The organism is Lentzea sp. (genome assembly GCF_036380075.1).
In the GTDB taxonomy this organism is placed as follows: domain Bacteria; phylum Actinomycetota; class Actinomycetes; order Mycobacteriales; family Pseudonocardiaceae; genus Lentzea.
Map to the genome: position 1 here is coordinate 1 of NZ_DASVFL010000363.1, position 24,947 is coordinate 24,947.

The following is a 24,947-nucleotide window of genomic DNA, read 5'->3' on the forward strand; positions in this document are numbered from 1 at the left end:
ACTAGTGGCTCGGCCGGTCGCGAAGCTACCGGCCTTTTCCGGCCGACCCAGCGCCTCGCAAGGGCCCCGAAGTCAAGCCCCAATCGCGGATCGTCGCACAGCGGCGATGAACACCTCTAATTCGTCCGAGTTGCATGACCACGCTGGAACAGGCACCGGGGACAACGCAACAGAACCACGCTGGAACCCCAAAAACGCCGAAAGACCCGGCTCGCCAAGGGCGAACCGGGCCTCTCAGAGGTGGAGCAGGTGGGACGGACTCAGAAGTCCATGCCGCCGGCGTCCGGAGCGGCCGGAGCCGCGTTCTTCTCCGGCTTGTCCGCGACGACGGCCTCGGTCGTCAGGAACAGCGCGGCGATGGACGCGGCGTTCTGCAGCGCGGAACGCGTGACCTTGGCCGGGTCGATGATGCCCGCGGCGACCAGGTCCTTGTACTCGCCGGTCGCGGCGTCCAGACCCTCGCCCGCGGGGAGGTTCTTCACGCGCTCGACCACGACGCCACCCTCGAGACCGGCGTTGACCGCGATCTGCTTGAGGGGAGCCTCGACGGCGACCTTGACGATGTTCGCACCGGTGGCCTCGTCGCCCGACAGGCGCAGACCCTCGAAGGCGGCCTCGGCGGCCTGCAGCAGCGCGACGCCACCACCGGCGACGATGCCCTCTTCGACGGCGGCCTTCGCGTTGCGGACGGCGTCCTCGATGCGGTGCTTGCGCTCCTTGAGCTCGACCTCGGTGGCCGCGCCCGCCTTGATGACGGCGACGCCGCCGGCGAGCTTGGCGAGGCGCTCCTGGAGCTTCTCGCGGTCGTAGTCGGAGTCCGACTTGTCGATCTCGGCGCGGATCTGGTTGACGCGACCCTGGATCTGGTCGGCGTCGCCAGAGCCCTCGACGATGGTCGTCTCGTCCTTGGTGACGACGACCTTGCGGGCCTTGCCCAGCAGCGAGATGTCGGCGTTCTCCAGCTTGAGGCCGACGTCCTCGGTGATGACCTGGCCACCGGTGAGGGTGGCGATGTCCTGGAGGATGGCCTTGCGGCGGTCGCCGAAGCCCGGGGCCTTGACGGCGACGGACTTGAAGGTGCCGCGGATCTTGTTCACGACCAGGGTCGCGAGGGCCTCGCCCTCGACGTCCTCGGAGATGATCAGCAGCGGCTTGCCGCCCTGCATGACCTTCTCCAGGAGCGGGAGCAGGTCCTTGACCGTGGAGATCTTGGAGCCGAACAGCAGGATGTACGGGTCCTCGAGGACCGCTTCCTGGCGCTCGGGGTCGGTCACGAAGTAACCGGAGATGTAGCCCTTGTCGAAGCGCATGCCTTCGGTGAGCTCGAGCTCGAGACCGAGGGTGTTGCTCTCCTCGACGGTGATGACGCCTTCCTTGCCGACCTTGTCCATCGCCTCGGCGATGAGCTCGCCGATCGTGGGGTCAGCGGCGGAGATGGACGCGGTAGCAGCGATCTGCTCCTTCGTCTCGATCTCCTTGGCGTTCTTCAGCAGCTGCTCGGCGATGGCCTCGACGGCCTGCTCGATGCCGCGCTTGAGGCCCAGCGGGTTGGCGCCGGCCGCGACGTTGCGCAGACCCTCGCGAACCAGTGCCTGGGCGAGAACGGTCGCGGTCGTGGTGCCGTCACCGGCGACGTCGTCCGTCTTCTTCGCGACTTCCTTGACGAGCTCGGCCCCGATCTTCTCCCACGGGTCCTCGAGCTCGATCTCCTTCGCGATGGAGACGCCGTCGTTCGTGATCGTCGGCGCACCCCACTTCTTCTCGAGCACGACGTTGCGGCCCTTCGGGCCGAGCGTCACCTTGACGGCGTCAGCGAGGGTGTTCATACCCCGCTCGAGACCGCGGCGGGCGTCCTCGTCGAACGCAATCATCTTGGCCATTGCGGTGTGTTCCTCCGCCTTTGTGGTTTCTGGGCCACTGCGGGCCGGCAGAGCCCACAGCGGAACACGGTGCGATTGGCCAGGTTCGGTGCCCGCGACGGACGACCCCGGAGGGCCTCACCTTCCCAGCCTCACTTCGTTGGCACTCGACTGAGCCGAGTGCTAAGACGTGTTTAGCACTCGGGCACGGCGAGTGCAAGCGACCTCAGGTGACTCTCAGCGTGACGTGCGCACCGGCACGGAGGTGGGCAGCGGCTTGCGCGAGGTCGGGCCCTCGTCGCCGATGTTGAGCGTCGGCGAGGAGTTCGTCTTGGGCTGACGTGCCGGTTCGTCGCCGGGCGACAGGATGATCACCACGATGACGATCACCACGATGGCCACCGCGGCCGCGATGACCGGCGCGAACCAGGCGGGGCGCTCCTTGCGGCCGGACGTGAACGCGCTCACGCCCACCTGGTTCGGCGGGCGCAGGCGGACCGGGTCGGCCAGCGGCTGCTGCTGGTACCCGCCCTGGTAGGGGTTCTGCTGCGGCATCGGGCCCGACACCGGCGACTGGCCCTGGGCCGCGACCGAGCCGGACTGCGGCCCGAGTTGAGCGGGAGCCGAGCCGAGCGCGATCCCGGACAGCGCGACGCGGGCGGCGTCGACCAGCTCGGCGCAGGTCGCGTACCGCTGCGACGGGTCCTTCGAGGTGCCCTTGCGGATGACCTCGTCGATCGCCGGCGGCAACGCCACGAGCTGCGACAGCGCGGGCACGTTCTGGCCCAGGTGACCTGCGATGACCTCCTGCACGCCGCCCTGGAACGGCGGGCGGCCGGACAGACAGGCGAACAGCATGCAGGCCAGCGCGTACTGGTCGGTGCGGCCGTCGACGGGCTCGCCGCGCAGGTGCTCCGGCGCCGCGTAGGTCGGCGACCCGAGGAAATCACCCGTCCGGGTGCGGTGCCCGGTGGCGCCGCGGCGGGTCAGGCCGAAGTCGGCGACGTAGACGTGCTCGCGCGACCCCTCCTTGGTGGTGACCAGCACGTTCGCCGGCTTCACGTCGAGGTGCACGAGGCCCTTGCCGTGCAGCATGTCGAGCGCCTCGGCGACCTGGCCGAGCAGCGTCAGCGTGCGCGCGGGGGTGAGCGGGCCCTCCTTGATGTGGCCCGCCAGGTCCTGGCCGTCCACGAGCCGCATGGCGATGTACAGCAGGCCGTCGACCTCGTCGAAGTCGTACAGCGGCACGATGTTCGCGTGGTCGATGGCGGAGGTGTTGCGCGCCTCGTCGACGAACCGCTCGCGGAACTCCGCGTCGGGCGCGAGGTGCTCACCGATGACCTTGAGCGCGACCTTGCGACCGAGCCTCACGTCCGTGGCCCGGTAGGTCACGCTCATGCCACCGCGGCCGAGCACGCCGTCGATCCGGTAGTGCGCGATCCGCCGTCCGCTCAGGTCCTCCGACACGCGAGGCAGCCTAACGCCCGGCGAGATCGAAGTGCTCGGGGTTGGTCCAAGCTGTGATCAGGAAGGCTCACCCGGCGCGGCGCACGTCCGATGCCTGGCTGCGCCCGTCGCGTCCCGCCTGCACCTCGAACTCCACGCGGTCGCCCTCGGAGAGCGTCCGGAAGCCTTCCATCTGGATCGCCGAGTAGTGCACGAACACGTCGGGCCCGCCGTCGGTTGCGATGAAGCCGTATCCCTTTTCGGAGTTGAACCACTTGACGGTACCGAGAGCCAAGGCTTCCTCCTTCAGATCACGCAAACGCAGAACGCAACGCTAAAAGAAGAAAAGGCACGCGGATACCTCCTTACGGAGTCATGAACGCGAGCTGACTCCGTTGGCGCGCAACCAGGTGGAGAGCCGCCGCGGTCCGCGCGTCTGGGTGATGACCGCGCCGGGACCGGCGAAGTCGAACACCAGACCCTCACCGGTGTGAATGGATTGCACGCCATCGGGGACCGACGGGCGCAGCCGGCATTGCAGGGTGTCCGCGAACGCCACGACGTGGTCACTGCTGATGGTCACGGCCTCCCCCACCGCCAGAGTCACGAGGTCGAGGGCGCCGCAGCAGGCGAGCACGACGGCGCCCTGGCCGTGCGCGTAGTTCAGGAAGCCCTCGGCGCCGCCGAAGAGCGCCTTCATGGGCGGCGACTCCGGGTTCATCGCCACCGTGCTGCTGGACGCGACCCAGCCGTGCCGGGAGACGCACCAGCCGTTCTTCCCGTCGAGCTCGACGAGGTGCAGGTCGCCGGGCAGCACGGGGGCCGCGTCGAGCCAGCCGCCCTCCGCGCCCGCCGTGCACAGCGCCACGGCCTTCGCGCCGGCGCCCTTCACCTCGACCGCGAGCCCGTAGCTCGTGGCCGCGATGGTCATGGGGTCGACCAGCACCATCTCGCCGGGCGCGAGCACGAGCCTCGCCACGCCGAACGTCGGTGTGTGCCTGGTCCTGACCTGCACGAACAACACCTCCGGTGGAGAACTGGGCAAGGCGGTCGTCACGCCCGGCGCGACGTTGGCAGTATGCAGTCGTGCCCCCCACCTCTGTCGCCGAACACCGCCAACGCGTCGCGGAGCTCGTCGGGCTGATGCCCGTGCTCCAGCTGCCGCTCGAGGAGTGCCTCGGGCTGGTGCTCGCCGCCGACGTCATGGCGCCGCTCTCGCTGCCGCCGTTCGACAACTCCGCGATGGACGGGTACGCCGTGCGCGCCGCCGAGCTGGGCGAGCTCCCGGTCCGGCTGCCGGTCGCGGACGACATCCCCGCGGGCCGCGTGGAGCTGACCCCGCTGGAGCCGGGCACGGTGCAGCGGATCATGACCGGCGCGCCGGTGCCGCCCGGCGCGGACGCGGTGGTCCAGGTCGAGTGGACCGACGCCGGCACGGAGGCGGTGACGATCAACCGGGCCGTCGAGGCCGGCGCGAACATCCGCACCGCGGGCGACGACGTGGGCAAGGGCGACCCGGTGCTGGTGGCGGGCACCGTGCTGCGCCCGTCCACGCTGGGGCTGGCCTCGGCGCTCGGGCTGGCCGAGCTGCCGGTGCGCCGCCGCCCGCGCGTGCTGGTCCTGTCGACGGGCTCCGAGCTGGTCGAACCGGGCAGGCCGCTGCTGCCGGGGCAGATCTACGAGTCGAACGGCATGATGCTCGCCTCCGCCGTGCGCGAGGCGGGAGCCGTGGCCCTGCAGCTGCGGTTCGTGCCGGACGACGTCGACGCGTTCCACGAGGCCCTGCGGCCGTACCTGGGCGCGGTGGACGTGATCGTCACGTCCGGCGGGGTCAGCGCGGGCGCCTACGAGGTGGTCAAGGACGCCCTCGCGAGCCACGACGTGGAGTTCACGAAGGTCGCGATGCAGCCGGGCGGGCCGCAGGGCTCCGGCCGCTACGAGGGCCTGCCGGTGCTGACGCTGCCGGGCAACCCGGTGAGCGCGCAGGTGTCGTTCGAGGTGTTCGTGCGGCCCGCGCTGCTGCGCTCGATGGGCCACCCGCAGGTCGAACGCACGACCGCGCGCGCCTCGCTGTCGGCGGGCCTGACCTCCCCCGCGGGCAGGACGCAGTTCCGGCGCGGCCTGTACGACCCGGCGTCCGGCCAGGTCGTGACGCCGGTCGGCGGGCCGGGCTCGCACCTGCTGTCGGCGCTGGCGCTGTCCAACTGCCTGATCGAGGTGCCGGAGGAAGTCACCGAACTGGCTGCGGGGGACGAGGTCGTCGTGAGATACCTGCAGTAGTTCTGGACTACCTGGGGGAAGCACGGCATGAGAGCGGCACTGGGGCTGGCCATGCTCGCGGGGTTCTTCGTGCTCGCGGTGGCCTTGTTCACGGGTTTCGGCTGGGCCGCGTTCACGCTCTTCCAGCGCGGCGAGATCAAGGGCGGCGTGCTCCTCGCGGTGCTGGCGCTCACGGTGGGCGGTTCCCCGCTGCTGGCGATGGCCCTCGCGATGTGGGTGACCCCGCGCCCCGAGGGCGTCGCGCTGACCAGGGCGACGCACCCCGAGCTCTGGCGGCACGTGGACGAGCTGGCGAGGGTCGCCGGCACCCGCGGCCCCGACGACATCCGGCTCGTCGGCAACGCGAACGCGAGCGTCTGGGAACGCAACGGGACGCGGTACATGGAGCTCGGCCTCCCGTTCGTCGCGGGCATGGGCATCGGTGAGCTCAGGTCGGTGCTGGCGCACGAGCTCGGCCACTACGGCGGCGGGCACACCAGGGTCTCGGCGCTCACGCACCGCGCGACGCTCGCGCTCAGGCTCACGGCCGAGCGGTTCGACTCGCTCGGGGTCCTCTACGCGTGGGCCCGCCTGTACGCGCTGGTCGCCGCCTCGGAGAGCCGCAAGCACGAGCAGTTCGCCGACGAGGTAGCGGTCGCCGCGGCGGGCCGGGAGGCGGCGACGCGGGCGATGCTGCGGATCGGTCCGGTCACCGAGGCGTGGAACGACTACCTGCACTGGTACGTCTCGCTCGCCGCGCACGCGGGCCGCACCCCGCCCCTGGTCGAGGGCTTCCGCGCCTACCTGGACCACCCGCGGCGCGTGCACCGGCTGCGGAAGCTGGAACCGGTGCTCGCGGAGCAGGAACCGACGTCGGTGTTCGACAGCCATCCGCCGGTCCGCGAGCGGGTGGCCGCGATGAGGGCCTTCCAGCCGGCCGCGGCGGGAGCGGTGGTCGTGGACGCGATCGACGAACGCCCCGCCCACGTGCTGCTGGACGGCACCGCGCCGGAGCAGGTCGCGGACCTCGTGAAGGTGGCCGGGCCGCCGGTCGCGTGGGAGGAGCTCGTCGCGGCGAGGGCTCCGGAGCTGCTGCGCTGGAACGCGGAGAAGCTCCGGCACGCGGGCAGGGTGAGCAAGATCGGCGACACGCTCGGTGCGGTGCTGACCGCCCTCGAGCAGGGCAGGTTGCACGACCTCACCGGCCGGCCGGTCGACGCGTCGCTGAGGACCGAGCAGGTGCACGACGCCGCCGTCCGCGTCGTGACGGAACTGCTCGGCTGCATGGTCGCTGACCAGCTCGTGACAGCTGGACGAGCGACGCCGGAACTCAACTGGGGCGGCCTGGTCCGGCTGCGCATGCCGGACGGAGCTGCGGTCTACCCGGACGACCTGGTCGAACCCGCCGTCCGTGACGCCAACCAGGTCGCCGGGGCGCGGGCCCGGCTGCGGGCCCTCGGACTCGACGGACCGTGACGGAACGCTCACCCGACGACACTGTTGACTCCATGTGACCGGGATTACACTGGTTGCAGGCGCCGGTCGGCGCGTGCGTTCGTCGGGGGATGCACGGGCCGACCGGCCACTTGTCTTCCCGGCGGTCCCGACGGGCGGTTCGGCGTGTTGCCGTAGCGTGATGCCGCCCGACACCCCACCGACGCTACGGAACCCACAGACACGATGAGCAGCGAGAAGCCCGTCTCCCACTTCCTCGAACTCGCGCGCGGCATGGTGCCGCCGATGCACCCGGCAGGGCGCCCGTTCGTCGCCGGTGCGGCGATCGCGACCCTCCTCGTCCGGCTGCGCTTCAAGCGGCTCGGCGTCGTCCTCGGCCTGGTCACGGCGTGGGTGGCGTGGTTCTTCCGCGAGCCGAAGCGCGTGACGCCGACCCGTCCGAACATCGCCGTGGCCCCGGCCGACGGCACCGTCTCGCACGTGGTCGACGCCGTCCCGCCCGCCGAGCTCGGCCTCGGCACCCAGCCGATGACGCGCGTCAGCGTATTCCTGTCGGTCTTCGACGTGCACGTGCAGCGCGTGCCCGCCGACGGCGAGGTCGTCCAGGTCTCGTACCACCCCGGCAAGTTCCTCTCGGCCGACCTCGACAAGGCCTCCGAGGAGAACGAGCGCAACACCGTGTGGCTGCGCACGGTCGACGGCCACGACCTCGTCGTCGTGCAGATCGCCGGCCTGGTCGCGCGTCGCATCGTGTGCGAGGTCGCCGAGGGCGAGAAGGTCGCCGCCGGCCAGACCTACGGCCTGATCCGCTTCGGCTCGCGCGTGGACCTCTACGTGCCGCGCGGCAGCCGCGTCCTGGTCGAGGCCGGCCAGCGCACCATCGGCGGGGAGACCGTCCTCGCCGAGCTCCCGGAGGCCTGATGGCTCCCAGCGGGCCCGGCGTTCGCCTGCTGCCGAACGCGATCACGGTCCTGGCGATGTGCGCCGGCCTGTCCGCGGTGCACTTCGCGAACGTCGGCATGTGGGGCGCGGCCATCGCCTCGATCGCGGCGGCCGCCGTGTTCGACGGCCTCGACGGCCGCATCGCCCGCCTGCTGGACGCGACGTCGAAGATGGGCGCGGAGCTGGACTCGCTGGCGGACGCCATCTCGTTCGGCGTCGCGCCCGCCCTCGCGATCTACCTGTGGAAGTTCGAGGGCAACCGCGCCGGCTGGGTCATCGCGCTGATCTTCGCGGTCTGCATGGTGGTCCGCCTGGCCCGCTTCAACACGTTGCTGGAGAAGGAACAGCCGCCGTTCGCGAAGGAGTTCTTCGTGGGCGTCCCCGCTCCGGCGGGCGGCCTGCTCCTGCTGCTACCGCTGATCATCGAGGAGCAGGTCCGCACCGACGGCTGGTGGAACTCACCGGTCGTGGTGGGCGTGTGGACGGTCGTGGTCGCGATCCTGCTGGTGTCGCGCATCCCGACGCTGTCCGTGAAGACGGTGAAGGTGCCGCCGCGCGCAGTGGCCCCCCTGCTGGTGGCCGTCGGCCTGCTCGCCGCCGCCGTGATCACGTACCCGCTGGTGGCGCTGATCATCGCGATGGTCGTGTACCTCGCGCACCTGCCGTACTCGGTGCGCCGGTACATGTGGCTCTCCAAGCACCCCGAGGCGTGGACCGTCACCGGGGCCGACCGTCGCGCCATCAAGCGCGCGCACGGCGTGGCTGCTCGTCGCCTCGGCCTGCGTCAGCCGTTGCAGAGCCGCGTGGCCGGTGCAGCCAAGCGCGCGGTGCGTCGTCCACGGCGTGACGCTTCCACCGCTGCTGCGGCGGAGGGCACGGCTCCTACCGCTGGGAACCGGCGGCGGTCCTGGCGGCAGCTGGGGCTGAGGCGTCAGTCGAAGCCCTGATCCTCTTTGCTGTGCTTCCGGGCCGGACACGTTTCGAACGTGTCCGGCCCTCGGCTTTTGAGATCGACTACTCGCCCTCGGTGATTTCTTCCACGATCGCGTCGATGCGCTCATCGGACACGGCGGGCGGCATCCAGTTCAGGCCCGCGGCCCATTCGACGAACTCAGCGGGTAGCGAGATGTTGTAGGTCCTGACGTAGTGGGAGAGATCGAAAGGCCAAATCCAGACTCCATCGGTGCGCGTGCCATAGCGCCCGATCTCCACCTCTTCGTCGGCCAGCACGTCGTAGGTCGGCTCCGTCGTGACGGACAGCAAGTCGGCACGATCGAGGTACTCGGCGATGCGTTCCCGGATCCCGGAGTCACCCCGCGACACACCGTCACGCAAGGACGGAGCGTTGGCCTCCCGCGACGAGAGCTCCCGGAAGTCGAGGAACTGGACACTCATCAGACATCTCTCCGAATCGACGACAGGGGTGGACCCGTGCTTTCCGAACCTCACACCATCCGGAGACGAAGTCGCAAAGGTCCAGCGACCACACCCTGTCCGCACGCACGCTGTTCGTTGATCTCCGACCGACCGCCACGTCCGCCCGCCAGGAACTAGAGTCGTCTTCGTGATCACGCTGACGGCTCGCCTGTCCCCGTCCGCTCTGGACACCCGGCGCGGCGTCGTCCGCCTGCACCCCGAGGTGCTCGACGCCCTGGGGCTGCGCGCATGGGACGCCGTGAAGCTGACCGGTGCCCGCGTCAGTGCCGCCCTCGCCGCCTCCGGAGGCGAGCAGCCGCCCGGTGTGGTGCTCGTCGACGACGTCACGCTGACGAACCTCGGCGTGGTCGAGGGGGCCGAGGTCGTCGTGGCGCCGGTGCAGGTGGCCGGGGCCCGGTCGATCACCGTCGCGGGCTCGCGGCTGGCGACCACCGCGTTGACGCCGGAGCACGTGCGCATGGCGTTGACCGGCAAGGTGCTGACGGTGGGCGACAGCGTGTCGCTGCTGCCGCAGGACCTCGCGCCACCGCCTGGTGCGAACGTGTCCGAGACGCGGCGGAAGCTGTCCAACGCCATCGGCATGACGTGGACGAACGAGCTGATCACCATCACCTCCACCGACCCGGCGGGGCCGGTGGCCGTGCAGCCGTCGAGCGTCGTGGGCTGGCGTTCGGCCTCGGCGCCGGCCGCCGAGGTGACGCCGGTGGTGGTGCAGGAGAAGCACGAGGCGTTGCCCGTCGCGGACCTGGTCGGTCAGCGCGAGCAGGCCAAGCGGCTCACGGAGTGGCTGGAGCTGATGTTCCGGCAGCCCGAGCTGCTGACGAAGCTGGGCGCGTCCGCCCGCCTCGCCGCGATGGTCAGCGGCCCCGAGGGCGTCGGCAAGGCGACGCTGGTGCGCGCCGTGGCCCGGTCCGTCGGCGCGGACGTCGTCGAGCTGGCCGCGCCGAGCATCGCCGTGCTGGAGCCGGGCGCGATGGCGAAGCAGCTCGGTGACGCGATCTCCGTCGTGCCCGAGCAGCCCACCGTGCTGCTGCTGACCGACATCGACGCGCTGCTGCCGACCGCTCCCCCGCCGGTCGCGACCGTGGTGCTCGACATCCTGCGCACGGCCGTGTCCCGCCCGAACCTCGCCCTGGTCGTCACCTCGGCCCGCGCCGAGTCGGTGGACGCCCGCCTGCGCGCGCCGGACCTGGTGGACCGCGAGCTGACGCTCCCCCTGCCGGACGCGGCCGGACGCACCGAGCTCCTGCGCGTGCTGCTGCGCGACGTGCCCGTCCAGTCCGATGTGGACTTCGGCGAGGTCGCCGCCCGCACACCGGGTTTCGTGGCGGCCGACCTCTGCGCACTGCGCCGCGAAGCCGCCGTGCGCGCAGCACTGCGGCAGCGCGAAGCGGCGGAACCCCGCGTGGGACAAGAAGATCTGCTCGGCGCGCTCAACACCGTGCGACCGATCTCCATGTCGGCCTCCGACACCGTCCAGACCGGCGGCCTGACGCTCGACGACGTCGGCGACATGAAGGAGGTGAAGCAGTCCCTGACGGAGGCGGCCCTCTGGCCGCTACGCTACCCGGACTCCTTCGCCCGCCTGGGCGTCGACCCGCCCCGCGGCCTGCTCCTCTACGGCCCGCCGGGATGCGGCAAGACGTTCCTGGTCCGCGCACTGGCAGGCTCCGGCCAGCTGAACGTCCTGACGGTCAAGGGCGCCGAACTGATGGACAAGTTCGTGGGAGAGTCGGAACGAGCAGTCCGCGAGCTCTTCCGCCGCGCCGCAGACGCGGCCCCGGCCCTGGTCTTCCTGGACGAGGTGGACGCCCTGGCCCCACGCCGAGGCCAGTCGTCCGACGCGGGAGTGGCAGACCGGGTGGTAGCCGCCCTCCTGACCGAACTGGACGGCGTGGAACCCCTCCGCGACGTGGTGGTGATCGCCGCGACCAACCGCCCCGAACTGATCGACCCGGCCCTCCTGCGACCGGGCAGGCTGGAACGCCTCGTCTACGTGCCACCACCGGACGCCGAGGCACGCACGGAAATCCTCAAGGCCTCGTCGCGCAACACGCCTCTGGCAAGCGACGTGGACCTGGCGACCCTGGCCACCGAACTGGACATGTACTCGGCGGCAGACTGCGCGGCCCTGGTCCGAGAGGCCGCACTGACGGCAATGCGGGAGTCCCTGGAAGCAGCCGAGGTGACGCAAGCCCACCTGGCGAAGGCCCGCACGGTGGTCCGACCGTCACTGAACCCGGCACAGCTGGCATCACTGGCGGCCTACGCCGCAGGCCGCTAGCAGCAGCAACGCACACCCGGGAGCAATGCGAAGCGAGCTCCTGGGTGATGGCCCATTCTTCGGCGTCGCGAAGCGGCGATGCACCCCGCTCTTTCGTCCGAGGTGCACGCCCACGCTGGAACCCAGCCCTACTTGCTCTTGGAAGCACCCTGATAATCGTTGGTGACGATCAAAATGATCCCGGGCGCGGAAGACTCGATCCCGTCGAACCGGGGCTCGACCCGGGCCCGCAACACCGCAGCCAACTCCTTGGCGGAGGCTTCCTCAGCAGTCCCGGGCCGGAAGTACACGGTGGTGGTCGGGATGGTGCCCTGCGAGTAGTTGCCGGTACCGGCAACGGTCCACCCGTTGGCCCGAACCTCGTCGGACGCCTTGGAAGCCAACCCGGTGATCGTCGAGTTGTTGTAAACCCGAACGGGCTCCTTCGCGACACCCGGCTGGGTGACGGGCGGAGGCGGCACGGCAGCGGACGTGGTGGGCGGGGCCGTGGTCGTGACAGGAGGTGCGGATGACGGCGTTGTCGGCGCGGCCGACGACTCGGTGGACGAAGCCGGGGCAGCGGACGTCGTGGCCGGTGGCGGCGCGGAGGACGACCCCTCCGCGGACGGCGGGGTGTCGGACCCCCCGCCGAACAGGCTGATGACGCCGATCACCAGCGCGACGGCGGCGACGCCGAGCAGGGCGAAGCCGGCGGCCTTGGCGGGACGGGACGGACTTGCGGACTCGGGGGAGGTCATCGGTCCTCGGTGCTCCTGGCGCGTGCGCGCACCCTTTGGCGGCCTGTCCGCACGCCCCGCAGCCGTTTGACCAGCATCGGGTCCGCGGCCAGTGCGGCCTCGGACTCGATCAGACCGTTCAACAGCTGGTAATAGCGGGTGGCGGACATGTCGAACAGTTCCCTGATGGCCTGTTCCTTGGATCCCGAGTACTTCCACCACTGACGCTCGAACGCGAGCATCGTGCGGTCGCGGCTGGTCAAGCCGTCAGCGGAGGTGAGCGTCTCGGTGTGATCCATCTGGCTCCCCACGGTCGCCACACCATCTCAGGTGCGGGCAATTCAATCACGTGATCGTTCCAACCTACCGCGCGACACCGACAGTTTTGGCTCGCTTAAAGTTTGCCCATGGCCGTGCACCGCATCCGCATCGTTGGCAACCCCGTGCTCCACAACCCGACGCGCGAGGTCACCGAGTTCGGCGCCGAGCTCAAGGCTCTCGCCGACGACATGTTCGAGACGATGGCAGCGGCGCGCGGAGTCGGCCTCGCGGCCAACCAGATCGGCATCGACCTGCGGATCTTCGTGTACGACTGCCCCGACGACGAGGGCAAGCAGTACCGCGGCGCCATCTGCAACCCGGTGCTGGAGACGTCCGAGGTCCCCGAGACCATGCCGGACCCGGACGACGACTTCGAGGGCTGCCTGAGCGTGCCCGGCGAGGCGTACCCGACCGGACGCGCCCGGTGGGCGAAGGTGACCGGGCTCGACCTCGACGGGCAGCCGTTCGAGGTCGAGGGCACCGGCTTCTTCGCGCGCTGCCTCCAGCACGAGACCGACCACCTCAACGGCTTCACGTACCTCGACCGCCTCGTCGGCCGGTACAGGAAGGAGTCGAAGCGGATGCTGCGCGACAACGACTGGAACCAGCCGGACCTGTCCTGGGACCCGTCCGACCCCGCCAACTTCGGCGACGACGAGGACTAACGCAGCACCGACTCCACCTGCGCCAGCTCGTCGGCCGTCAACGCGCCGAACGCCAGCGCGCCCGCGTTCTCCTCGACCTGCGCCACCGTCCGGACGCCCGGGATCGGCACCAGCCGGGGAGAACGCGCCCAGAACCACGCCAGCGCGCCCTGCACCAGCGTGCGGCCGCCGGACGTCAGCACGTCCCGCACGGCCTCGCGAGCCGCGAAGTACGACGGTGACGGCTTGCCGTCGACGAAGAACCGCAGCCACGACGGGTTCGTGACGCGCACGTCGTCGGCCGGCAGCTCGGGGAACGTCTCCCGCGCCAGCAGCCCCATCGCGAGCGGGCGGCGGCACAGCACCGCGAAGTCGTGCGCGTACATCTCCGGGTTGTCGAACAGCAGGTTGACGTCGGCCTGCGCCGCGATGCCGTGCTCGCCCTCGCAGAAGAACCGCGCCCGTTCGACGTCGTCCGTGCTCCACCCGTAGGCGCGGATCTTGCCCTCGGCGACCAGCGCCTCGCACTCGTCCCGCAGCGGCCCGGCCTCCTCGAACGACAGGTCGCCGACGTGCAGCTGGTACAGGTCGATCCGATCGGTCCCCAGCCGCCGCAACGACCCCTCGACGGCGCGGCGCAGGTAGGGAACCGACCCCTCGTTCCCGGTCATCCTCTTCGAGGCCGAGTCGAACCCGCAGCCCCACTTCGTGGCGATCGACACCTGGTCACGCACGGTCGCAAGCGCTTGCCCCACGACCGTCTCCGCGTGCCCGCAGCCGTAGACGTCCGCCGTGTCGAACAACGTCACGCCCAGCTCGACCGCCCGCCGCAGCGCCTTCGCCGACTCCGCGTCGTCCGCGGGTCCCCAGCCCACCGGCAGTCCGTCCGGGCCCGAGAACGGGCCGCCCATCGCCCACGTGCCGAATCCCAGCTTCCCCAGTTCCAAGGTCATGCCGACCACCGAACATCCTGGAGCGCGCTCCAGGTCAAGAAACGAGTTGCGGCCGGAGCGACCATCGATGGCATGCCACTCGGAAACATCGTCGCCTTCGTCGCGGCCTCGTTCCTCATCGCACTGTCGCCAGGACCCGGCACGGCCATGGTCCTGCGACAGTCGGTGCACGGGCGGAGGGCCGCGCTGGCGACGGTGTTCGGCATGGAGGTCGGAGTGGCCTGCTGGGCCGTCGCCGCTGCGCTGGGGCTCAGCGTCCTGCTCACGGCGTCCGAGATCGCCTACCACGGGCTGCGGATCGCCGGTGCGGTCTTCCTGATCTACCTGGGCGTGAAGGCCTTGCTGAGCAAGAGCCTGCCGGACGCCGAACCGCCGCCGGCGAGCCGCGCGTTCCGCAGCGGGCTGGTCGTGAACCTGGCCAACCCGAAGCTCGGCGTGTTCGCGATCTCGTTCCTACCGCAGTTCGTGCCTGCCGGGGAGGCCGGCAAGGGGGTTCTGCTCTTCCTCGCCGTCGGCTGGGTCGTCATCGACACCCTCTGGTACCTCGTCATCGTGTCGGTCCTGCACACGATCCGCGGCTGGCTCAGCCGCCCGCGCGTCCGCCCTGCTCTCGAGAAGCTGTCGGGCGGCGTGCTGCTGGCGCTCGGAGTCAGGCTGGTACTCGACCCGCGTTGAGATCGGGTCGCCCCTGCGCCAGAAGAGCTCGGGCAGCCCGGCCAGCTCGGCGAGGGTGTGGCAGGCGGCCATCGTCGCGTAGCCGCCGGCCAGCACGTGCGCGCGGATCCGGTCCAACCGGCCGAACTCGATCACCTCACCGGCGATCAGGAACGGCAGCACCAGCTGCCAGGCCTGCACCACGGCCGGACGACGCCGGTGAGGTGCGCGCAGGGCGGCGCGGGCGACGCGGAGCAGGTGCTCGTTCGCGCTCATCGTGGACGGGTGGGCCGAGTGGTCCCAGTTCCACCGGCGCTCCTCCGTGACCGCGCACCGCACGCACTCGACCGGCCCGGTGCCGAGCTCGGCACCGCAGCGCGAGCACGCCAGCAGCGTCATCGCCCAGTCGACGCACGTCCAGGGGTACTGGCCGACGTCGGCGGAGGTCACCAGCTCGGCCAGCTCCCGGTCCGCGAGCTGCGACGACGTCCGCAGGGCCTCCCAGTCGGCGAGCCAGAACTGGTCGAGCAGCTCGGCGCAGAAGCCGCAGTCGGGGTAGCCGCGTCCGGCCAGCTCCCCGCACGAAGGGCATGCCGAGACCACGGCGGGACGTTGACCGCGACGCGCGCCGGGCGGGAACGGCTGATGATCCGCCACGGGAGAGAACATTAGGGCCAAACCGCGCCCTTGGCAGCTGCGGCGCGCTCTGACTATGGTCGGGTCTCGACAACTCAACAAGAACGCGGGAGCTCGCGCCTGAGCGGGCTGAGAGGGTGACTGGCTGTGCAGCCGGTGTCACCGACCGCCTGAACCTGACCGGGTAATGCCGGCGTAGGGAGGAATGTCGTGACGGCACTTGACGACCGTTCGGTCAAGCCCAGTGTGACCACCGGCCCGATCTCGGGCTCCCGCAAGGTGTACCGCGAGGTCGACTCCGACATCCGGGTGCCCTTCCGCAGGGTGGAGCTGACCAACGGCGAACACGTCGACCTGTACGACACTTCCGGTCCGTATACCGACGAGAACGCGACCATCGACGTCCACAGTGGACTTCCCGCCCGCAGGGCGGGGTGGGTCGCCGCACGCGAACCGATCGGCGGGGCTGTCAGCCAGCTCGCGTACGCGAAGGCCGGGATCATCACCCCGGAGATGCGCTACATCGCCGCACGCGAGAACCTCGACGCGGAGTTCGTGCGCGCGGAGGTGGCCATCGGACGTGCGGTGATCCCGTTGAACCGCAAGCACCCCGAGGCCGAGCCGATGATCATCGGCAAGAAGTTCCTCGTGAAGATCAACGCCAACATCGGCAACTCCGCCGTGTCGTCGTCGATCGAGGACGAGGTGGAGAAGATGGTCTGGGCGACCCGCTGGGGCGCCGACACGATCATGGACCTCTCCACCGGCAAGCGGATCCACGAGACGCGCGAGTGGATCCTGCGCAACTCCCCCGTCCCGGTCGGCACCGTGCCGATCTACCAGGCGCTGGAGAAGGTGAACGGCGACCCGGCGGCGCTGTCGTGGGAGGTCTACCGCGACACGGTGATCGAGCAGTGCGAGCAGGGCGTCGACTACATGACCGTGCACGCGGGCGTGCTGCTGCGGTACGTGCCGCTCACCGCGAAGCGCGTCACGGGCATCGTCTCGCGCGGCGGGTCGATCATGGCCGCGTGGTGCCTCGCGCACCACCGGGAGAGCTTCCTCTACACGCACTTCGAGGAGCTCTGCGACATCCTGCGCACCTACGACGTGACGTTCTCGCTGGGTGACGGGCTGCGGCCGGGTTCCATCGCGGACGCCAACGACGAGGCGCAGTTCGCCGAGCTCAGGACGCTGGGCGAGCTCACGCACATCGCGCGCTCCCGCGACGTCCAGGTGATGATCGAGGGCCCCGGCCACGTGCCGATGCACAAGATCGCCGAGAACGTCCGGCTCGAGGAGGAGTGGTGCGGCGAGGCGCCGTTCTACACCCTCGGCCCGCTGGCCACGGACATCGCGCCGGCGTACGACCACATCACGTCGGCGATCGGGGCCGCGCAGATCGGCTGGCTCGGCACGGCGATGCTCTGCTACGTCACGCCGAAGGAGCACCTCGGCCTGCCGAACCGCGACGACGTGAAGACGGGCGTGATCACGTACAAGATCGCGGCCCACAGCGCGGACCTCGCCAAGGGCCACCCCGGCGCCCAGGACTGGGACGACGCGCTGTCGAAGGCGCGCTTCGAGTTCCGCTGGGAGGACCAGTTCAACCTGTCGCTCGACCCGGACACCGCGCGCTCGTTCCACGACGAGACGCTGCCCGCGGAACCGGCGAAGACGGCGCACTTCTGCTCGATGTGCGGGCCGAAGTTCTGCTCCATGAAGATCACGCAGGACGTGCGGCGCTACGCCGAGGAACGCGGACTGTCCACTGTGGAGGCGATCGAGGCCGGCATGGCCGAGAAGTCGGACGAGTTCGCCGGCACGGGGAACAAGGTCTACCTCCCGGTCGTGGAGACGTCGTGACGCAGGCACCACCCAGGGTCCTCACCATCGCCGGAAGCGACTCCGGCGGTGGTGCGGGCATCCAGGCCGACCTCCGCACGCTCTTCGCGTGCGGAGTGCACGGCTGCGTCGCCCTCACGGCCGTGACGGTCCAGAACTCGCTGGGCGTCACGGGCGTCGCCGAGATCCCGCCGGACACCGTCGCGGCGCAGGTCGTCGCGGTGGCCGAGGACATCGGTCTGCAGGCCGCGAAGACCGGCATGCTGGCGTCCGCGGCGATCATCGAGGCCGTCACGCCGGCACTGGACCGCGTCGGGATCGGCCGTTCGGGCAGGACGCCGTTCGTCGTCGACCCCGTCTCGGCGTCGATGCACGGCGACCCGCTGCTGGCCGACTCGGCGCTGGACGCGTTGCGGGGCCTGCTCTTCCCGCGCGCGACGCTCGTGACGCCGAACCTCGACGAGGTGCGGCTGATCACCGGCATCGCCGTGAAGGACCGCGCGGACCAGCGGGTGGCGGCGGAGGCGTTGCACGCGCTCGGCCCCGAGTGGGTGCTCGTGAAGGGCGGCCACATGTGGGACGACCCGGAGTGCCTCGACCTGCTCCACGACGGCCGCGAGTTCATCGAGCTGCCCGGACCTCGTTACGACACCGCGCACACGCACGGCAGCGGTGACACGCTGGCGTCCTCGATCAGCGCGGCTCTGGCCCTGGGCGCGTCGGTGCCGGAAGCGGTGCGGTTCGGCAAGGACTTCATCGTGCGGTCGGTCGCGGCCGCGTACCCGCTGGGTGCGGGCGTCGGGCCGGTGTCACCGTTCTGGAAGCTCACGGGCTGAGCGGTGATCCGAGTCTTCGCCTGAGAATTTCATTCGCCTTCCGCAAGCAATTCCCGACGACCCGTCAAATTCATCCGCGCATTTCGCCTGCCCCGTCACTTTCACTCGGACAGCCCACGGCTCGAACATGATCCAGGAGTAGGGTCGAACCCGGCCGCCCGACAACGGGGACGGTGCGGCCGGGGGGCTGCCACGAGAAGTGGCCGGCAGGTGCTCGACTTCGTCGGGGGATTCATTCAGCAGCGCGCGCCGCACCGTTTCGCGATGTCTGCAGAGATCGAGCACAGGTCGAAGAGGGATCGATTCGGCAGCGTCGGCGCCGACTTCACGAGGCCACCCCCTGCGCAGAAATGATGAACAGAGGGGTGGAAATGGTCAGAATCAAACGCGCGTCGATTCTCTTGTCCGCCGTGCTCCTGACAGCCTTTTCGGCATCGTTCCAATCGGGCGCGGTAGCGGCATCGGCGCCTGACCTGTCCCGGGCCCAGGCGCAGGAACTGCTTCACCGGTATCTGGCGGAACGGGCGTTCAAGGTCACGCAGCTTGCGGCCGTCACCGCCGGTCAGTCGCTGACCGCCGTGCCCACCACGCCGGCGTTGCGGACACGGCTCGATGCCGAGTCGCACCAGCTCGACCGGGCACGCGCCCTCACCGCGAACACGTCGTGGCGGGGTTACGCGAAGGCCGACGTCAATGTGGTCGTGGACCGTCTCGAAGCCGATGGCCAGTCCAGGGTCGACGTGCACGCCACGGAACGGACGAAGTTGTACTTCGGCAAGGTGGAGGGCAGTGCGCCGCAGTTCGAGGCGTACAGCCTCGGGCACCACTTCGCCTTCGTCCGGCAGGGTGGGGCCTGGGTGCTCGACGCCGCGAAGCCCGAACTGGACGGCGGAGGACCGCCGATGGCGACCCAGTACGGCGTCGAGGTCGCCCGCGAGGACGGCGGCCACAAGCCGTCGTCGTCACCGGGGTCGCTACCGTCCGCGAACGTCACCACCGCGGCCCAGGCGGGAGTCCGGGCTCCCGCGGGTGTGACCGACAAACTCCAGATCGCCAAGTCGGACGTTTCCGCTCAGTACGACTACGGCGCGATGTACAACTACGCGATCGCCCATTGGGACAACTACAACTCGGCCTACCGGACGTTCGACAACGACTGCACCAACTTCATCTCCCAGATCGTGGAGGCCGGGGGCTGGACCCACGAGTCCGGTTTCTACCAGGACAACCACTACTGGTGGTACAACTTCCTGAACCAGACCTACAGCTGGGCCGGCGCGCACAACTGGGGGCTGTACGCGCAGGTGTACTCGCATCGGACGGCGCCACTGGCGAACGTCTACGAGATGCTGACGACCGACGTCCTGCAGGCGGACTGGGAAAACGACGGGAACATCAACCACACGATGATCGTGACCGGATATTCCGGGTCCCCGGGAGCGGCGAGTGAGATCTTCCTGACCTATCACACGACGAACCGGTTGAACGTGCCTTTCTGGGGCTGGCTGCTGCCGCAGGAACCGGGAGCTGTCTGGTTCGCCCACCGCACGTGATGGGATATTCTGCAAAGCCATGAGCAGTCGCCGGCACAGTGCTTGGCAGCGCTTCCGGGGGTGGCCGGTGCTCGTGCTGGTCACCACCGGAGTCGTCGCCGCGGTCGTGGTCGTGCTGCTGGTCTCGCGTGGCTCGTCCGGCGGGGCGCCCACCCGGGAGGAAGCGGTCGCGTCGTACGTGGACGCGGTGAACCGCCGCGACGCGGAGGCCTTGCGGCGCATCTCCGGCAACGACGGTCCGGCCCTCACAGCGGGCGTGCGACGACGGCTCGACGCGTACGGTGGCCGCGAGATCAGGTTGACCGGCTCCGAGATCCTCGACGGCGCCACTCCCGACCACTCGTACGCGGTGCTGTCCGGGTCGATGACCGGTGCCGGAGCCGGCCGGCAGGACTACCGCGAACGCCTTTACCTGCGGGACGAGGACGGCCGCTGGTACGTCGACCTCCGCGAACCGCTGTCCCCGACGGACTCCCGCCCGCTGGCTCCCGCGAACACCGTGCCGTCGACGGGCTGATCGGCCGGAACCTGAGCCGGCCGCTACTTCGGTTCCTCGCCGACCAGCGTCTCCAACGCGTCCAGCGCGTTCACCAGCGCCGAGACGTGCTCGGGCGTGAGCTGCTCGATGCGGCGCTGCAGCTCGCGGACCCGCGCGGACCGCACGCCGGAGACCATCGTCTCGCCCTCGGGCGTGGGGGTGGCGAGCCAGGCGCGGCCGTCCTGCGGGTCGGGTTCGCGCTTCACGTAACCGGCTTCGACCAGCGCGGCGACTATGCGGGAGAGCGTCGGGGGTGCCACGCCCTCCTTGTTCGCGAGGTCGCCGAGGCGCATGGGGCCGCAGCGCGCGAGGGTGGCCAGCGCGGAGACCGCGCCGGGGCCGAGTCCGGGGGAACCGGTGCGTCGCAGCAACCGGGCCAGCCGGCCGATCGCCAGGTACAGGCGCGCGGTCGCGTCCTCGACCTCGGCGTCAATGGGGGCCGTCACGGCTTGTCGTCCTCCTCGGCGGGTTCAGGTGGTCAGCAATCATCCCCCAACACGTGAGTACCCACGGTAGCGACCTCAGAGACCCGGCGAAGACGCTTGGGCCCAAAAGCGCTGCGGAATTCGTCCGGCCAAGCGCGCCAGACGTCCGCCCTCGACCGCACAACGCATGGCGGCGCCCATGCGTTCCGGGTCCTGCGCCCTGGTGACGGCGGTCGCGAGCAGCACCGCCGAACACCCGAGCTCCATCGCGAGCGCGGCGTCGGACGCCGTGCCGATGCCCGCGTCGAGCACCACCGGGACGGACGCCCTGGACGTGATCAGCTCGATGTTGTGCGGGTTGCGGATGCCGAGGCCCGTGCCGATGGGGGAACCCAGCGGCATGACCGTCGCGCAGCCGACGTCCTCCAGCTTCCGCGCCAGCACCGGGTCGTCGCTGGTGTAGGGCAGGACGACGAAACCGTCGTCCACCAGCCGTTCGGCGGCGTCGAGCAGCTCGACCGGGTCGGGCAGCAGCGTCTCCTCGTCGTGGACGACCTCCAGCTTGACCCAGTTCGTCTCCAGCGCCTCGCGCGCCAGCTGCGCGGTCAGCACGGCCTCGGCGGACGTGCGGCAGCCCGCCGTGTTCGGCAGGACCTCGATCCCCAGCCGTCGCAACAACTCCAGCACGCCGGTCTGCCCGGCGGCGTCGACGCGGCGCATCGCCACGGTCGTGAGCTCGGTGCCGGACGCGACCAGGGCGCGTTCCAGCACGGACAGGTTGGCGGCACCACCGGTGCCGGTGACGAGCCTGGACCGGAACTCCCGGCCCGCGATGATCAACGGGTCGTCCACGTCAGCCTCCCTGGACCGCGGTCAGCACCTCGACCACGCCGCCGTCCGGCACGATCGTCTTCTCCCACAACGCCCTCGGCACCACGGCGCCGTCGAGCGCGACGGCGACGCCCTTGTCGGGAGCGCCGACGAGCGACACCACCGCCGCCACCGACGTGCCGTCGGCCAAGTCGCGCGGCGTGCCGTTGACCTGTGCTTTCACGGGCTTCCTCCCTGGAGCAGCTCGACGACGCGGCGAGCGGTGTGCGGGGCGAGCAGGAGTCCGTTGCGGTGGTGGCCGGTCGCGGCGATGACGCCGGGTTCGAGCCTGCGCACGACGGGAACGTTGTCGGGGCTGCCCGCGCGGAACCCCACGGCGGCCTCGGTCAGCGCGTACTCGGTGATGCCCGGCAGCACGGTTTCCGCGTCCCGCAACAGGTCCCGCACGCCCGCGACCGACACGTCGGTGTCGAACCCGGCCTCGTACTGGGTCGCGCCGACGACCAGGCCGTCGTCCCGGGGAACCAGGTACACGGGCCGGCCCGAGACGAGCGCCCGGATGGTGTGCCGCGGCGGTGGCAGGGCTCCAGGCCGGTGGCTGAGCCTCAGGATCTCGCCCTTCACCGGCCGGATCACGTCCTTCAGCGCGGGGTGCAGCTCCCCGCTCCACGCCCCGGCGGCGATCACCGTGACGCGTCCCTCCACATCGGACACCACACCGACGTCCAGACAAGCCTTCCGCAGCGAGGAAAGCAGCAGCCGGTTGTCCACCGCGAGATCACCGGAGGCGTAGACGCCACCGCGCACCGCCGGTCCGAGCGAGGGTTCGAGAGCGCGGATCTGCCGCGACGTCAGCACTTCCCCCGAGTGCCGCAGATCCGCCAGGTCACCGGGCTGGGTCCCGACGGCCAGCGTCCCGGCGGTGAACAGCGGCACGCCGATCGAGGCGGCGAACGCGGGCCACATCGCGAGGGCCTCGACCCCCTGTGCCACCACGTCTTCCTCGCCGGGCCAGGCCTCCGTCGCCGGCGCGAGCATGCCGCCCGCGACCCGTGAACCCGCGTGCGGCGACCCCACGTCGCGCACGGACACCGAGAACCCGGCCCGCGCCGCGGCGAGCGCGACGGACAGGCCGATGACACCGCCACCGAGGACGGCCACTTCCACGCTGCTCAAGGCATTCACGCTCCCTGCGCCGGCATGACCCGGATCAGGTTCGACGGTCGGAGCGAACCACGCTCCCTCTCAGCCCGGTCTTCTCCAGGCTCCCGTGCGGACCAAGGCCAACATAACGGTTAACGTGCGTGCGTGCCAGGACTCGACGGAAACCTGATCAGGCAACGACTCGCCGACGCGACCCTCTACCTCTGCACACCGGACCGGCCCGACCTGGCCGAGTTCGCGGACGCGGCCCTCGCGGGCGGCGTCGACATCATCCAGCTGCGGGACAAGTCGTTGGAGGCCAAGCGGGAGATCGCGGCGATCGAGGTCCTCGCCGAGGCCACCGGACGCCACGGCAAGCTCCTCGCCGTCAACGACCGCGCCGACATCGCGCACGCCGTCGACGCCGACGTGCTGCACCTCGGCCAGGACGACCTGCCCGTCCCGCTCGCCAGGAGGATCGTCGGCGACGACGTGGTGATCGGCCGCTCCACCCACGACGTCGGCCAGATGCGGGCCGCGGCGGAAGAACCCGGCGTCGACTACTTCTGCACGGGCCCGTGCTGGCCGACCCCGACCAAGCCGGGCCGTCCCGCGCCGGGACTCGACCTCGTCCGGGCCACGAAGTCCGCACGGCCGTGGTTCGCGATCGGAGGCATCGACCTCGCGAACCTCCACGAGGTCAAGGAAGCCGGCGCCACCCGCGTGGTCGTCGTCCGGGCCATCACCGACGCCGAGGACCCCCGCGAGGCGGCCAGGTCGTTCAAAGTTGAACTTAGTCGTTGAAATTTGAACTAAACGGCGTACGCTCGGAGACGTGAGCGCACCAGTTCTGTACCTGAGCCACGGGGCACCCCCGCTGGCCGATGACGAGACGTGGACCAGAGAGCTCAGGGACTGGTCCGCTTCCCTCCCGCGCCCGGAGGCCGTGCTCATGGTCTCCGCGCACTGGGAGGAGGCGCCGACGACCATCGGCGCGACCACCACCGTGCCGCTGGTCTACGACTTCTGGGGCTTCCCGCAGCGCTACTACCAGGTCACCTACGCCGCACCCGGCGCGCCGGAACTGGCCGACGACGTGCGCAAGCTCCTCGGCGGACACGTCGAGCAGGACGAGGCGCGCGGTCTCGACCACGGCGCCTACGTGCCGTTGAAGGAGATGTTCCCGGACGAGGACGTGCCGGTGCTCCAGATGTCGCTGCCCACGCTCGACCCGCGGGAGCTGCACGAGGTCGGTCGCAAGCTCGCGCCGTTGCGGGACAAGAACGTCCTGATCGTCGGCAGCGGCTTCATGACGCACAACCTCAGCTGCGTGAACTTCCCGGCCGGACCGGACTACGAGCCGCCGTCGTGGTCGAGGGAGTTCGACGACTGGGCGCACCAGCAGCTGGCGAACGGCGACGTCGACGCGTTGCTCGACTTCCAGCGGAAGGCACCCGCAGCCGGGATCGCCCACCCGCGGACTGAGCACTTCGCCCCGCTGTTCGTGGCGCTGGGCGCCGCGAGCGACGAGAAGGCCCGGACCGGCGTCGACGGCTTCTGGTACGGCCTGTCGAAGCGGTCGGTGCAGTTCAGCTAGCGAGGTCGGCCGGCCGCACCTTCGAGGAACAGGGTGGCGAACCGGCGCGCGGCGGCCGGCGTCGCCACCCGCACGCCGCTGCTCGCCATCAGCAGGAGCACCAGGTCGTCGACCGTGAAGTCCGCGCGCAGCCGGCCCGTCGCCTTGGCCCTGCGCACCAGCTCCGCGAGCTGCCGGAACGCCGTGGAGCGAACCGCCGCGAAGTCGATCGCCGCGGGGAACGCGGTCAGGAACGCCGCCGCGAACCCCCGGTTCAGCACGTGGACGACGCAGACCTCCTCCACGGTGTGGCGGAACCCCTCCCACGCGTCGGCGTGCTCCAGCCCTGCGCCGACCGCGGCCGCGCACGCCGCCATCTGCTCCGAGAACACCTCCACCACCAACGCCTCCTTGGTGGGGAACCGCCGGTAGAGCGTGGCCGGACCGACTTCCGCGCGGCGCGCGATCTCCCGCATCGACACGTCCAGCCCGTCCGCGGCGAACGCCGCGCGCGCGACCTCCAGGATCCGGTCGCGGTTGTCCCTCGCGTCCGACCGCAGGTTCTGAGTCACTTCCGCCGTCACCGTCTCAGTT

The 24,947-nt window shown here is 70.4% G+C and carries 27 protein-coding genes and 2 riboswitches; of the genes, 14 read left to right on the top strand and 13 right to left on the bottom strand.

Annotation, left to right across the window (positions count from 1 at the left end; all coding sequences use genetic code 11):
• Positions 1-260: 260 nt before the first annotated feature.
• From groL to VF330_RS38265, 4 genes are all read right to left on the bottom strand, one after another.
• The gene (gene groL / locus VF330_RS38250; RefSeq protein WP_330856624.1) at positions 261-1,880 is read right to left on the bottom strand and encodes a chaperonin GroEL; all 1,620 of its coding nucleotides are present in this window, start codon (positions 1,878-1,880) and stop codon (positions 261-263) included.
• Positions 1,881-2,096: 216 nt separating this feature from the next.
• Positions 2,097-3,326 carry a serine/threonine-protein kinase gene (locus VF330_RS38255; protein ID WP_330856625.1) on the bottom strand — a complete coding sequence of 410 codons (1,230 nt, stop codon included), beginning with the start codon at positions 3,324-3,326 and terminating at the stop codon, positions 2,097-2,099.
• A 67-nt stretch (positions 3,327-3,393) separates the two neighbouring features.
• Positions 3,394-3,600, bottom strand: coding sequence for a cold-shock protein (locus VF330_RS38260; protein ID WP_030470913.1), 207 nt, complete (start codon positions 3,598-3,600; stop codon positions 3,394-3,396).
• Positions 3,601-3,678: 78 nt separating this feature from the next.
• Positions 3,679-4,320 carry an AIM24 family protein gene (locus VF330_RS38265; RefSeq protein ID WP_330856700.1) on the bottom strand — a complete coding sequence of 214 codons (642 nt, stop codon included), beginning with the start codon at positions 4,318-4,320 and terminating at the stop codon, positions 3,679-3,681.
• A gap of 71 nt (positions 4,321-4,391) precedes the next feature.
• Here VF330_RS38265 and glp point away from each other — a divergent pair, with 71 nt between their 5' ends.
• The 4 genes from glp to pssA all read left to right on the top strand — a co-directional run bounded on the left by glp (position 4,392) and on the right by pssA (position 8,908).
• Positions 4,392-5,585, top strand: a complete 1,194-nt coding sequence (glp, locus tag VF330_RS38270) for a gephyrin-like molybdotransferase Glp (RefSeq protein WP_330856626.1) — start codon at positions 4,392-4,394, stop codon at positions 5,583-5,585.
• Positions 5,586-5,612: 27 nt separating this feature from the next.
• Positions 5,613-7,040, top strand: a complete 1,428-nt coding sequence (locus tag VF330_RS38275; RefSeq protein WP_330856627.1) for a M48 family metallopeptidase — start codon at positions 5,613-5,615, stop codon at positions 7,038-7,040.
• A 204-nt stretch (positions 7,041-7,244) separates the two neighbouring features.
• Positions 7,245-7,940 (top strand): phosphatidylserine decarboxylase, encoded by a 696-nt coding sequence (locus VF330_RS38280; RefSeq protein ID WP_330856628.1) that lies wholly within the window; start codon positions 7,245-7,247, stop codon positions 7,938-7,940.
• Entirely contained in the window at positions 7,940-8,908 is a 969-nt protein-coding gene (gene pssA, locus VF330_RS38285; RefSeq protein WP_330856629.1) for a CDP-diacylglycerol--serine O-phosphatidyltransferase, read from the top strand. The genes VF330_RS38280 and pssA overlap by 1 nt, the downstream gene beginning before the upstream one ends.
• Positions 8,909-8,975: 67 nt before the next feature.
• Here the strand turns inward: pssA and VF330_RS38290 are convergent, their stop codons facing one another.
• The gene (locus VF330_RS38290; RefSeq protein ID WP_330856630.1) at positions 8,976-9,356 is read right to left on the bottom strand and encodes a hypothetical protein; all 381 of its coding nucleotides are present in this window, start codon (positions 9,354-9,356) and stop codon (positions 8,976-8,978) included.
• Positions 9,357-9,525: 169 nt separating this feature from the next.
• Here VF330_RS38290 and VF330_RS38295 point away from each other — a divergent pair, with 169 nt between their 5' ends.
• On the top strand, positions 9,526-11,682 hold the full coding sequence (locus VF330_RS38295) for an AAA family ATPase (RefSeq protein ID WP_330856631.1): 2,157 nt from the start codon (positions 9,526-9,528) through the stop codon (positions 11,680-11,682).
• Between the two features lie 128 nt (positions 11,683-11,810).
• Here the strand turns inward: VF330_RS38295 and VF330_RS38300 are convergent, their stop codons facing one another.
• Entirely contained in the window at positions 11,811-12,419 is a 609-nt protein-coding gene (locus VF330_RS38300; protein WP_330856632.1) for a LytR C-terminal domain-containing protein, read from the bottom strand.
• Positions 12,416-12,697 (bottom strand): DUF3263 domain-containing protein, encoded by a 282-nt coding sequence (locus VF330_RS38305; protein ID WP_330856633.1) that lies wholly within the window; start codon positions 12,695-12,697, stop codon positions 12,416-12,418. Before VF330_RS38305 ends, VF330_RS38300 begins: the two co-directional genes overlap by 4 nt.
• 108 nt (positions 12,698-12,805) lie before the next feature.
• On the opposite strand from VF330_RS38305, the gene VF330_RS38310 reads away from it, so the two are divergent.
• Positions 12,806-13,384, top strand: coding sequence for a peptide deformylase (locus tag VF330_RS38310; RefSeq protein ID WP_330856634.1), 579 nt, complete (start codon positions 12,806-12,808; stop codon positions 13,382-13,384).
• Here VF330_RS38310 and VF330_RS38315 read toward each other — a convergent pair.
• Positions 13,381-14,316 (bottom strand): aldo/keto reductase, encoded by a 936-nt coding sequence (locus VF330_RS38315; protein WP_330856635.1) that lies wholly within the window; start codon positions 14,314-14,316, stop codon positions 13,381-13,383. The two genes, VF330_RS38310 and VF330_RS38315, sit on opposite strands and share 4 nt — an antisense overlap.
• A gap of 72 nt (positions 14,317-14,388) precedes the next feature.
• Here VF330_RS38315 and VF330_RS38320 point away from each other — a divergent pair, with 72 nt between their 5' ends.
• The 6 genes from VF330_RS38320 to VF330_RS38345 all read left to right on the top strand — a co-directional run bounded on the left by VF330_RS38320 (position 14,389) and on the right by VF330_RS38345 (position 20,357).
• On the top strand, positions 14,389-14,991 hold the full coding sequence (locus tag VF330_RS38320) for a LysE family translocator (protein ID WP_330856636.1): 603 nt from the start codon (positions 14,389-14,391) through the stop codon (positions 14,989-14,991).
• Between the two features lie 256 nt (positions 14,992-15,247).
• On the top strand, positions 15,248-15,529 hold the full coding sequence (locus VF330_RS38325; protein WP_330856637.1) for a hypothetical protein: 282 nt from the start codon (positions 15,248-15,250) through the stop codon (positions 15,527-15,529).
• Positions 15,530-15,702: 173 nt separating this feature from the next.
• Positions 15,703-15,825: riboswitch (TPP riboswitch) on the top strand.
• Positions 15,817-17,472 (top strand): phosphomethylpyrimidine synthase ThiC, encoded by a 1,656-nt coding sequence (gene thiC, locus VF330_RS38330; protein WP_330856638.1) that lies wholly within the window; start codon positions 15,817-15,819, stop codon positions 17,470-17,472. (Overlaps the previous riboswitch by 9 nt.)
• Positions 17,469-18,287, top strand: a complete 819-nt coding sequence (gene thiD / locus VF330_RS38335) for a bifunctional hydroxymethylpyrimidine kinase/phosphomethylpyrimidine kinase (RefSeq protein WP_330856639.1) — start codon at positions 17,469-17,471, stop codon at positions 18,285-18,287. The genes thiC and thiD overlap by 4 nt, the downstream gene beginning before the upstream one ends.
• A gap of 578 nt (positions 18,288-18,865) precedes the next feature.
• Positions 18,866-19,840 carry an amidase domain-containing protein gene (locus tag VF330_RS38340; RefSeq protein ID WP_330856640.1) on the top strand — a complete coding sequence of 325 codons (975 nt, stop codon included), beginning with the start codon at positions 18,866-18,868 and terminating at the stop codon, positions 19,838-19,840.
• Between the two features lie 19 nt (positions 19,841-19,859).
• Entirely contained in the window at positions 19,860-20,357 is a 498-nt protein-coding gene (locus tag VF330_RS38345) for a hypothetical protein (RefSeq protein ID WP_330856641.1), read from the top strand.
• Between the two features lie 23 nt (positions 20,358-20,380).
• On the opposite strand, the gene VF330_RS38350 is transcribed toward VF330_RS38345, so the two are convergent.
• The 4 genes from VF330_RS38350 to VF330_RS38365 form a co-directional block, all read right to left on the bottom strand.
• Entirely contained in the window at positions 20,381-20,824 is a 444-nt protein-coding gene (locus tag VF330_RS38350) for a MarR family transcriptional regulator (protein WP_330856642.1), read from the bottom strand.
• 75 nt (positions 20,825-20,899) lie between these two features.
• Entirely contained in the window at positions 20,900-21,655 is a 756-nt protein-coding gene (locus tag VF330_RS38355; protein WP_330856643.1) for a thiazole synthase, read from the bottom strand.
• A 1-nt stretch (position 21,656) separates the two neighbouring features.
• Positions 21,657-21,857: a sulfur carrier protein ThiS gene (thiS, locus tag VF330_RS38360; protein ID WP_330856644.1), complete on the bottom strand. Its 201-nt coding sequence runs from the start codon at positions 21,855-21,857 to the stop codon at positions 21,657-21,659.
• Positions 21,854-22,819, bottom strand: a complete 966-nt coding sequence (locus tag VF330_RS38365; protein WP_330856645.1) for an FAD-dependent oxidoreductase — start codon at positions 22,817-22,819, stop codon at positions 21,854-21,856. Before VF330_RS38365 ends, thiS begins: the two co-directional genes overlap by 4 nt.
• A riboswitch (TPP riboswitch) is annotated at positions 22,805-22,916 on the bottom strand. (Overlaps the previous gene by 15 nt.)
• A gap of 26 nt (positions 22,917-22,942) precedes the next feature.
• Between VF330_RS38365 and thiE the strand changes: the two genes are divergently transcribed.
• A complete protein-coding gene (thiE, locus tag VF330_RS38370) occupies positions 22,943-23,581 on the top strand; it encodes a thiamine phosphate synthase (RefSeq protein WP_330856646.1) in 639 nt (212 codons plus the stop codon).
• Positions 23,582-23,612: 31 nt separating this feature from the next.
• Positions 23,613-24,374, top strand: coding sequence for a class III extradiol ring-cleavage dioxygenase (locus VF330_RS38375; protein WP_330856647.1), 762 nt, complete (start codon positions 23,613-23,615; stop codon positions 24,372-24,374).
• Here the strand turns inward: VF330_RS38375 and VF330_RS38380 are convergent.
• The gene (locus VF330_RS38380) at positions 24,371-24,937 is read right to left on the bottom strand and encodes a helix-turn-helix domain-containing protein (protein WP_330856648.1); all 567 of its coding nucleotides are present in this window, start codon (positions 24,935-24,937) and stop codon (positions 24,371-24,373) included. The genes VF330_RS38375 and VF330_RS38380 overlap by 4 nt on opposite strands.
• Positions 24,938-24,947 lie beyond the last annotated feature (10 nt).

Coding starts and splice junctions, on each gene's coding strand:
- groL (WP_330856624.1), bottom strand. CDS start 1,880: ATGGCCAAGATGATTGCGTTCGACGAGGACGCCCGCCGCGGTCTCGAG.
- VF330_RS38275 (WP_330856627.1), top strand. CDS start 5,613: ATGAGAGCGGCACTGGGGCTGGCCATGCTCGCGGGGTTCTTCGTGCTC.
- VF330_RS38280 (WP_330856628.1), top strand. CDS start 7,245: ATGAGCAGCGAGAAGCCCGTCTCCCACTTCCTCGAACTCGCGCGCGGC.
- pssA (WP_330856629.1), top strand. CDS start 7,940: ATGGCTCCCAGCGGGCCCGGCGTTCGCCTGCTGCCGAACGCGATCACG.
- VF330_RS38290 (WP_330856630.1), bottom strand. CDS start 9,356: ATGAGTGTCCAGTTCCTCGACTTCCGGGAGCTCTCGTCGCGGGAGGCC.
- VF330_RS38300 (WP_330856632.1), bottom strand. CDS start 12,419: ATGACCTCCCCCGAGTCCGCAAGTCCGTCCCGTCCCGCCAAGGCCGCC.
- VF330_RS38305 (WP_330856633.1), bottom strand. CDS start 12,697: ATGGATCACACCGAGACGCTCACCTCCGCTGACGGCTTGACCAGCCGC.
- VF330_RS38310 (WP_330856634.1), top strand. CDS start 12,806: ATGGCCGTGCACCGCATCCGCATCGTTGGCAACCCCGTGCTCCACAAC.
- VF330_RS38315 (WP_330856635.1), bottom strand. CDS start 14,316: ATGACCTTGGAACTGGGGAAGCTGGGATTCGGCACGTGGGCGATGGGC.
- VF330_RS38320 (WP_330856636.1), top strand. CDS start 14,389: ATGCCACTCGGAAACATCGTCGCCTTCGTCGCGGCCTCGTTCCTCATC.
- VF330_RS38345 (WP_330856641.1), top strand. CDS start 19,860: ATGAGCAGTCGCCGGCACAGTGCTTGGCAGCGCTTCCGGGGGTGGCCG.